At 69.0% G+C, this 8,744-nt stretch carries 6 protein-coding genes; 3 read left to right on the top strand and 3 right to left on the bottom strand.

Annotation, left to right across the window (positions count from 1 at the left end):
- Positions 1 to 526: 526 nt before the first annotated feature.
- Positions 527 to 2,215 carry a hypothetical protein gene (locus ACWEPL_RS55405; RefSeq protein ID WP_452441330.1) on the bottom strand — a complete coding sequence of 563 codons (1,689 nt, stop codon included), beginning with the start codon at positions 2,213 to 2,215 and terminating at the stop codon, positions 527 to 529.
- Here ACWEPL_RS55405 and ACWEPL_RS55400 point away from each other — a divergent pair.
- The gene (locus tag ACWEPL_RS55400; RefSeq protein WP_452441329.1) at positions 2,153 to 3,286 is read left to right on the top strand and encodes a hypothetical protein; all 1,134 of its coding nucleotides are present in this window, start codon (positions 2,153 to 2,155) and stop codon (positions 3,284 to 3,286) included. The two genes, ACWEPL_RS55405 and ACWEPL_RS55400, sit on opposite strands and share 63 nt — an antisense overlap.
- A 596-nt stretch (positions 3,287 to 3,882) precedes the next feature.
- Here the strand turns inward: ACWEPL_RS55400 and ACWEPL_RS55395 are convergent.
- Entirely contained in the window at positions 3,883 to 4,818 is a 936-nt protein-coding gene (locus ACWEPL_RS55395; RefSeq protein WP_363970104.1) for an MBL fold metallo-hydrolase, read from the bottom strand.
- Positions 4,819 to 4,928: 110 nt separating this feature from the next.
- On the opposite strand from ACWEPL_RS55395, the gene ACWEPL_RS55390 reads away from it, so the two are divergent.
- Positions 4,929 to 5,348, top strand: coding sequence for a single-stranded DNA-binding protein (locus tag ACWEPL_RS55390; RefSeq protein WP_363970102.1), 420 nt, complete (start codon positions 4,929 to 4,931; stop codon positions 5,346 to 5,348).
- A gap of 430 nt (positions 5,349 to 5,778) precedes the next feature.
- Here the strand turns inward: ACWEPL_RS55390 and ACWEPL_RS55385 are convergent, their stop codons facing one another.
- Complete coding sequence (locus tag ACWEPL_RS55385; RefSeq protein ID WP_452441327.1) at positions 5,779 to 7,911, bottom strand: DUF1015 family protein; 2,133 nt, start codon at positions 7,909 to 7,911, stop codon at positions 5,779 to 5,781.
- A 120-nt stretch (positions 7,912 to 8,031) separates the two neighbouring features.
- Between ACWEPL_RS55385 and ACWEPL_RS55380 the strand changes: the two genes are divergently transcribed.
- Positions 8,032 to 8,454 carry a tetratricopeptide repeat protein gene (locus ACWEPL_RS55380; protein WP_350739880.1) on the top strand — a complete coding sequence of 141 codons (423 nt, stop codon included), beginning with the start codon at positions 8,032 to 8,034 and terminating at the stop codon, positions 8,452 to 8,454.
- Positions 8,455 to 8,744 lie beyond the last annotated feature (290 nt).

Below are 8,744 nucleotides of genomic sequence, written 5' to 3'. Positions count from 1 at the left end.
TGGTACTGCACTCGGGAGGGTGTGGGAGAGTAGGTCGCCGCCGGACAATCTTTGAGGGGGGTTCGACGCCTTGTGCGTCGGACCCCCTTTTTTTTGTGTGCTGTGCCGGCTGTGATGGGGGGCTGTGAGGGCGTTCCCTCGCGCGGCCGGCTGCTCGCCCTTCCACTCACTGGCCAGATCGGCGTCCGAGGCCACATTTCTGTAGCTGTGACGTTCCGCTGACGGCGCAGCTGTGCGCTGTTCCGCAATTCGAGCGCCTTCGTAAACGGACGACGGACGTTGACCGCCCCGATGGCAGAGCGGCAACTTCGGCCGAATCCCGTTCGCGGATCAAGATTTCCGCGAGGCGTGGTGACAGTGCGAACACTCTCGCTGACCGTACGTTTCTGGTTGCGCCGATATATGGCTTGCGTCCGGGCTCATGGACGTACTGGGGCTTGCTAGGCTGGAAGGAACCGGGCCACCCAACGGGTGGCCTTCGTCGCGTAAGGCCCGAGAGGCGGCGACCAGCCACGGTGGACCGTCGTTATGAGTCCGCTGAGTGAGCCAACGAAATGGACCAGAAGTGAACAGTGATAACGGATCGGACGGCGGACAGCGCGGGCGCGGCGACTATGGGGACAGGCGCTCCAGCGGAGGCGGCAGGAGCGGCGGGTACGGCTCTCGTGGGCGAGACTCCGGCGGCGACCGTCCGTTCCGTTCCGACGACAGGTCGCGCTCCTACGGTCGTGGAGACAGGACGCCGCGGCGCGACGACGGATACAGAGATGATCGCGGCCCGCGTCGTGAGGGTGACGAGCGGCGTTCGTTCGGGGACCGGGATGACCGTGGGCCTCGTCGTGAGGGCGGGTTCGGCGAGCGGCGCGAGGGCAGCAGGTACGGCGACCGTCGTGAGGGCGGCTCCCGTGAGGACCGTGGCCCGCGCCGCGAGGGCGGCTTCGGCGAGCGCCGGTACGGCGACCGCCGTGAGGGCGGGTCTCGTGACGATCGAGGTCCGCGCCGCGAAGGTGGGTTCCGCGACGATCGAGGCCCGCGCCGTGAGGGCGGGTTCCGTGACGACCGAGGCCCGCGTCGCGAAGGTGGTTTCCGCGACGACCGGGGTCCGCGCCGTGAGGGCGGGTTCCGTGACGACCGAGGCCCGCGTCGCGAAGGCGGGTTCCGTGAGGACCGCGGCCCGCGTCGTGAGGGCGGCTTCGGCGACAGCCGTGGCCCTCGACGTGAGGGTGATGATCGCGGACCCCGGAGTGACGATCGTCGTACCTACCGGGACCGCGACGATCGCGGCCCCCGTCGTGAGGGTGACGAACGTCGTCCGTTCCGGGACCGGGATGATCGCGGTCCTCGTCGTGAGGGCGGGTTCGGCGAGCGGCGCGAGGGCAGCAGCTACGGCGACCGTCGTGAAGGCGGCTCCCGTGAGGACCGTGGCCCGCGCCGCGAGGGCGGCTTCGGCGAGCGCCGGTACGGCGACCGCCGTGAGGGCGGGTCTCGTGACGATCGAGGGCCGCGCCGCGAAGGTGGCTTCCGCGACGACCGGGGTCCGCGCCGTGAGGGCGGGTTCCGTGACGACCGGGGTCCGCGCCGTGAGGGCGGGTTCCGCGACGACCGGGGTCCGCGCCGTGAGGGCGGGTTCCGCGACGACCGAGGACCGCGTCGTGAGGGTGAGGAGCGTCGTTCGTCCCGGGATCGGGATGATCGCGGCCCCCGTCGCGAGGGCGGTTACGGTGACCGGCGTGAAAGTGGGGGCGGCCCCCGGCGCGAAGGCTCGCGTCCGTTCTCGAGGGACGACCGTGCCCCCCGCAGAGAAGGCGGCTACGGCGACCGCCGCGAGGGCGGGTTCCGGGAGGACCGGGGCCCGCGTCGTGAAGGCGGATTCGGTGGCAGGCGCGAGGGCGACCGCGGCCCGCGTGGCGGTGGCGACCGTCGCGAAGGTGGCTTCGGTCCCCGCCGGGACTCGCGGCCGTTCTCGCGGGACGACCGCGGCGAGCGCCCCGACTCCTCGGGCACCCGCGCCAGGTACGGCAGGTCCGACCGCGACGCCGAGGCCCCACAGCGCGAGAAGCTGCCCGAGGTCGCGCTCGACATCACCGCGGAGGAGCTCGACAAGGAAGTCCGCGAGGAGCTGCGCTCCCTGCCCGGCGACCTCGCCGAGCTGGTGGGCCGGCATCTCGTCGCCGCCGAACGGGCGCTCGAGGACGACGACCCCGACCGGGCGCACGAGCACACGAAGGTGGCACGCAGGTTCGCGGCCAGGATCGGTGTCGTACGAGAGGCCGCGGGCATCGTCGCCTACCGCGCGGGACACTTCTCCGAAGCGCTGAGCGATCTGCGCGCGGCCAGGAGGATGACGGGCTCTGATGCCTACCTGCCGGTCATGGCCGACTGCGAGCGCGGTCTCGGTCGTCCGGAGCGGGCGCTTGACCTCGTACGTTCGCCAGAGGCCGAACGCCTCGACCGCGCCGGACGCATCGAGCTGACCATCGTCGAGTCCGGCGCCCGCCGCGACCTGGGCCAGCACGACGCCGCCGTGATCACCCTGCAGCGCCTCCCCGAGCTGCGTGACCCGCAGCCCAGGCCGTGGTCGGCGCGGCTGGCGTTCGCGTATGCGGATGCTCTGGCCGAGGCCGGGCACCAGGACGCGGCTACGGACTGGTTCGGGCGGGCGATGGCGTTCGACGAGGACGGGGAGACGGAAGCGGCCGAACGTTACGCCGAGCTGACCGGGTCCGTCATCGAAGACGTCGAGGAGGAGTTCGACTACGAGGACGACTTCGACGACGCCGGCGCGGCCGAGGCAGCTGAGGCGGCCGAGGACGTGGATGACGCCACGGCCCTGGCCGAGGCGGGCGACCTCTTGGCCTCCCCGGAGAGCGTCTCGGACGAGGCGTCCGCCGACGTAGTCGATGAGGAGTCCTCGGAGACGGCCCCGGCCGAGGAGGAGTCGCGGGAAGCGGCGCCGGCCGACGTCCTGGAAGAGCAGTCGGCGGACGTTCTGGACGAGGAGCCGCAGGAGGCGGCCTCGGCAGACGTACGGGGTGGGGAGTCGCGAGAAGCTGCCCCCGCGGACGCATCGGATCGTGGGCAGGAGGCTGCCCCGGCCGACGCGCCCGAGCAGTCCGGTTCCGCCGACGCTGCCGAGGAGCAGACTGAGCGGCCTGCTCAGGAGGCCCCGAAGCAGGCCGAGGCGCTGAGCATTACCCCGGCGTTCATCGAGCCCAACTTCGGAGACACGCTCAACGACGAGTCCGACGAGCCTGCCTCGGACGTCAAGCGCAAGTCCGACGACTGACGCCACGTCCCCGCCGTACCCGGACCGATACCGTCGCCATCCGACGGTCAAGCCGGTCCGGTACGGCGGGGACGGGTGGGCGACCGCTCAGGGTCTCGTTCGATGACGAACGCCCGCCCATCCGGCCCGCCGGTGGATGCTGTACGGCATGATCGTGCGAATCCCCCGCGCGATTGATGGCGAGGACTCGGCTCCTCGTACGGTGCCGAGGAACCCAGCTCACGTCCATCGGCCCTGAAATCCCATACGCATCTGACCGCGTGAAGTTCCCGTCTTCATGCGAGAAACCCCGCAGGCCTTCGACCGCGAGAAATCCTGCAAAGCGTTGACCCGCGAGAAGCCCAGTACACGCGTGACCCAGGGGAATCTGACGTCGACGACGTCGGCGCACGCGCAACGGCACGACGCCCCCTGACCCGTATGACGCCAAGAACCGCCACACACGGGGTCACGACGCCCCCTCACACAGGCATGCCCCCCTCACGCACGGCTTCTGCGGCGAGATTTATTGGCCAGGCGAGGAAAGCGGATACCGGCCAGGCGACGACGGGGACATCCACCCGCCCCCATCGCCCGGCACCTCCCACAACGCGCGACTACGGTGAGACGCGGTTGAGCCAGTGGAGGATCCCCGCCACGTTTGACGGAGCACCACTCAACATCTCGAGTTGCTCAGCCGCCCCATCCTCCCCACCAGCAGCCTCCAACGCCCGATAGCGATCCTTGGTGCGATCCCTGACCATGGCGACGGCGTGGTCCAGATCCATCCCCTCAGCATGAGCCTGCCGAGTGAGATCAACCCAGATGCGAAGCTCCTCCGCAGACCGCTCCAAAGTCTCCTGTACGGCATCGACCGGCCCATAGTGGCTGAACAGCAGCCGTTGCGGCCCAAGCGCCTCGAACAACGCGATCGAGTCGAGCGCCGTCTCCAGGTCGAAGTCCGGCGGCGGCGTCGCTGGACGGAGGTCGCCCGTTTCGGGGAGGTAGACGCCGGCCGCGTCGCCGACGTACAGGTCTCCGGTGGCGGAGTCGATCAGGCCCACGTGGTGTTTCGCGTGCCCAGGGGAGTAGTGGCTGTTCAGCGTGCGTCCGTTGCCCAGATCGACGGCTCCGGTGTCGCCGAGGGCCACGATGCGTTCGGCCTCGGTGGGCGACAGTTCACCAAATAGTGTGTCGAGCTTGTCCCCCCACACCATCCGTGCACTGGCCATCAACCGTGACGGGTCAGCCAGATGGCGGGCGCCCTTCTCATGTACGACGATCTGCGCGGACGGGAAGAACTTGGCGATGTCGCCCACGCCACCGGCGTGATCCAGATGAATGTGCGTCACCACGACGGTGGCCAGGTCCTCCGGGCCGACACCGAGCGAGGCGAGCGCATCGCGCACCACAGGGGCCGAGGTCGAGGTGCCCGTCTCCACGAGGCACGGCCGATCCCCCAAAATCAGATAGCCGGCCGTGATACCCGTGTATCCAGCCATTTTGGTGTCGATTTCGTAGACGTCGCCACCCAACGCGGTGATGTTTTCCACAGGAACTCCCGAGCCTCCAGCAGCTGTCCCCAGAACGGCATTCCAGCCGATCCGGCCTCCTCCTCATCGTAGATAGTGATCTCCACCAGAGCACCGATAGGAGGACGGCAGTGGACCGAAACGAAGTCCTGCTGGTAGGCCGGCTGTCGGCGGGGGTCGAGGAGCACTCCTTGCCCAGCGGCGACACCGTGGCGAAGTGGCGCATCATCGTGCGCCGTCGCCGCAACCGACGCGGAGCCGCCCTGACCGACAGCATTCCGTGCGTCACCTTCGACCCGGAGACGGCGGCCACAGTCCGCGGCCTCAAACCCCGCGACTACATGGAGGTGACCGGGTCCTTCCGCTGCCGCGTCTTCGGCCCGTCCGCGGCCAAGATCTGGCGGTACGAGGTGGAGGTGAGCTCCGCCAGACCGTACGAAGCCGACGTTCCCCTCCGCAGCGACCTTCCGGACGGCCCCACCCACAGCTCTCACGGAAGCCTCGCCGCCCTGATCCCCCGCCAAGTGGTCTACCTCGCCCCAGCAAGCTGACCCACTGGTTGTGGAAAGTTGGCGTGCGCGGAGAGCGCTGGCGCCTCGCCCGGTCGTGGACAGCGCCCTCTCGTGGGGTGGCGGGCCGGCCGGTCGAGGGCGTGGATTTCCTCGGCCGTCCGTCGACCGAGAGCACATAACCGGCCGCCGCGGTCAGCGGTAGCGCTCGCGGTCATCACGTGGAGTCGCTCGGCCAGGCAGCGCTCGCTGGCGGGTGGCTGGGCTGGCCATTCGATCGGGGCTGTCCGCGGCTGGGCGGTCCTGCTGGGTGTTGCACCGTTCCGTGTGTCCCGCCGCCCACGGGTGGTTCTCGCAGGAGCCACCGCACAGCGCTTTATGGACGGCGGGGACGTCCTTACGATCGCCGCGCAGACGGCGGACGTCGGCGATCGTGAAGAATCCTGCGCCGCGGTTGAGGGAGACGGCTGCGTCAGTCGATGGCGAACGTGCGTAGGACCAGGCCGGTCCTGGGCTTCGGACCGAAGGAGGTGGACTTGCGGGGGACTCGTTCGCCGCCCGCAGCGACGGCCAGTACGTCGTCGACCGCGAGCGGCTTGAGGAGCACCGCGGTGCCGCCGGTGCGGATGGCCAGTCGCACCGCGGCGTCCGTGTCGTGGTGGACGATGCGTACGGCCTGCTCGTCATCGCGCATGCCCCACACCTTGGGCAGGACGAACTCCGTGAGGACGGAGGTGTTGAGGGAGTTCCAGCGCTCGGAGTGGTCGGGCGGCATGGCGCGGGCGAGCTGCACCGGGTCGGGGTTGGTGAGCAGGTGCGTGCCACCCTCCCCGCCGAGCAGGAAGGCCGGCTCTTGAGCCTCCTCCAGGGCGGCCAGGCCCTGCGCCAAGTCGTCGAAGTCGTGAACGCGCCACGCGCCTCTGGCCTTGGCGACCGCCTCGGCGAGGGGGAGCCCGGGGATCACGCGGTGGATGGCCTGCAGATTGGGCGGGTACGCGGTGGAGTCGACGAGCAGGGCCAGCCCGAAGTCCCACGGCCCGACCACGGGTTCTGGTGTCGAGCGGCCGCCGCCTGAGGGCACGGATCCGGCCTTGCCGGCGACACCATCGGTCCCGGAGACCTGGGAGGCCTGGGGGATGTCAGGGATCGACGGCTTCCCATCCAGGTCGAGGTTCCCGCTGGGGGAAGACGTCTGTGATTCCGAAGGGATGGCGGGATGAGGTGGTTGAGCCGCTGGTTCGACATCAGAGGATGACGACGGGGCCTCAGACGTGGCCTCGGATGGAGCTGCTGAGGTGGTGGCGTGCTGCTCGGCTTCTGGAGTGGTGGCTGGGCGCGTGGTGGTGCGGAGCGGGTGGGCCTTGGGGACGGCCACCGGCTCTGTCTCTACGGCGCTGGATGACCGCGCCTTTGAGACGCTGGATGGTTCCGTCTCCAGAGCGGTGGGTGGCTGGGTCTTGGAGGTGGTGGACGGTTCTGCGTCCTGAGCGCCGGGTGACTGGGCCTTTGAGACGCTGGATGGTTCTGGCTCCAGAGCAGTGAGCGACTGGGCCTTGTCCTGAGCGCCAGGTGACTCGGTCTTTGAGGCAGTGGATGTTTCTGCCTCCGAGGCGTTAGGTGACTGCGCTTCTGAAGTGGCGGCAGGCCGGGAGAGGTGGGCTTCTGACGTGGCGGTGTGCAGCGGTGGCGGCGTCCGAGGGATGTCGGGTGGTTCCGGTCTCGTGGTGGTGGTGAGCGGCTGCTCGGGCTGGGCCGAGCGGTGGGTGGCGTGCTCCTGGCGTTGGAGGACGCGGTACGTCGCGTACCGGTGGTGGCCGTCGGCGATCAGGGCTTGGCGGTCGTGGAGATCGGCGTTTATCGCGTTGATCTCGGATACGTCCGTGATGGCCCACAGGCGGTGCGTGAGGCCATCCTCGGTGTGGGCGGACACGAGGGGGCGCCGTTCCGAGGCCACCTCGTCCACCAGGCGAGTGGCCGTGCCGTTATCGCCGTTGTAGAGGAGGAAGATGGGTTCGAGGTTGGCCTGTGTGGTGCTCATGAGAGCGAGCCGGTCGGTGATGGGGCCCGGCATGACGTCCTCGTGGGGGAGGATGATGCGCTGCCCCGGATCGGCCAGGCCCACGTCGCCGATCAAGCCACGTTGCAGCACGTTCGGCCCGCTCTGCTCGTACACGTAGAGCGCTGGAACGTCATCCGGCACCAGGACACCCGTGTCCAGCCAGGCCCTCAGCGTGTCCCGCGCCTTGGCATAGCGGGTTTCAAGCCCGGCGTCGGACGGTGTGGGAGGAACGGACGCCTGCTGCCGCGTGGTGGTCGGCTCGCTGTCGGCCGACGGGCGGTGGGGCGCGGTGCTGGGTGTTTGGTTTGGTTCCTGCTGCCGATGGGGGGCTGGTGGTTTGGCGGAGGAATCGCCTCGGGGGGAGCGGGGAAGGATGAGTCGGACGACGTTGTTCGGATGGGAGTCCAGGAGGGCGTCCACGTCGGCGTCGGAGATCAGGTCGTATGGCGGGGAGGTCACCTTGGCGGGATCTTCGACGGCGAAACGTACCCCTCGGAAGGGTCGCAGCACCAGCCCGTCCGGCATCGGCAGTTCAGGATTCCCCATACCGGGCATGCTCCCATAAATGCTTGTCCCTCCCGGAAGTCGCCCCATGGTTGCAGCCCGTGCCCTTTCCGTAGCAGGGCGAAGCGGGTCCGTCGTTCAGCGATGAAGGAGTCCCCACGCATGGCCCACGATGGAAACGTTCAGAACGAGAACTCAGGTGCTCCCGGGGGCGGTGTTTACGATTGGTATCAGCGTGGGGTGAGATTGCTGAAAGAGGGCAGCCCGGCTGCCGCTGCCGCGTTGCTGGAGCGCGCTGCCGCGGCCGAACCCGCATCGCGCAGCATTCTGGAGGCGTTGGCTCGGGCGCAGTTCAATTCACGGCAGTACGCGGAGGCTGCCGCTAGTTTCCGGCAGATCGTGAATGCTAATCCGGCCGAGGATTATGCCTACTTTGGGTTGGGGTTGTCGCTGTGGCGGACCGGGGATGTGGAGGGGGCCCAGGAGCCTCTGGCCATCGCGGTGGCCATGCGGCCGGATGAGCGGCATTATGTGTCAGCTTTGAAGAGTGTTCGCGCTACCTTGCGAGCTCGTCGCGAAATGTAGTCGGAGGACGTAGGGCGTCGGGTGGGCCGCCCTGGTCTCTTGTGGTCGTGTTCTTTGGCTGTCCTGAGCTATGTGGTTCTGGGTGTGGGATGCGTGTTGAGCGATGCCTTGCGTCGTTCCGGCGAGGGGTTCGGTGCCTGGGTCGGCCTGGTGTGTGAGTGGGCGGTAGGCGGCGTTCTTGTTGTCTTCGTGCGGGAGCGAGTGGTCGGTAATGGCGTCGCGCTGTTCGGCGGTTGGCGCGGGCCGTGTCCTGTGGCCCGGCTCGACGACCCCGGCACGCGCGGCTCGCT

It is taken from the genome of Nonomuraea sp. NPDC004186 (genome assembly GCF_053603495.1).
Note: the sequence above shows the minus strand (reverse complement) of the source record. Positions and strands in the feature narration are given on the sequence as shown.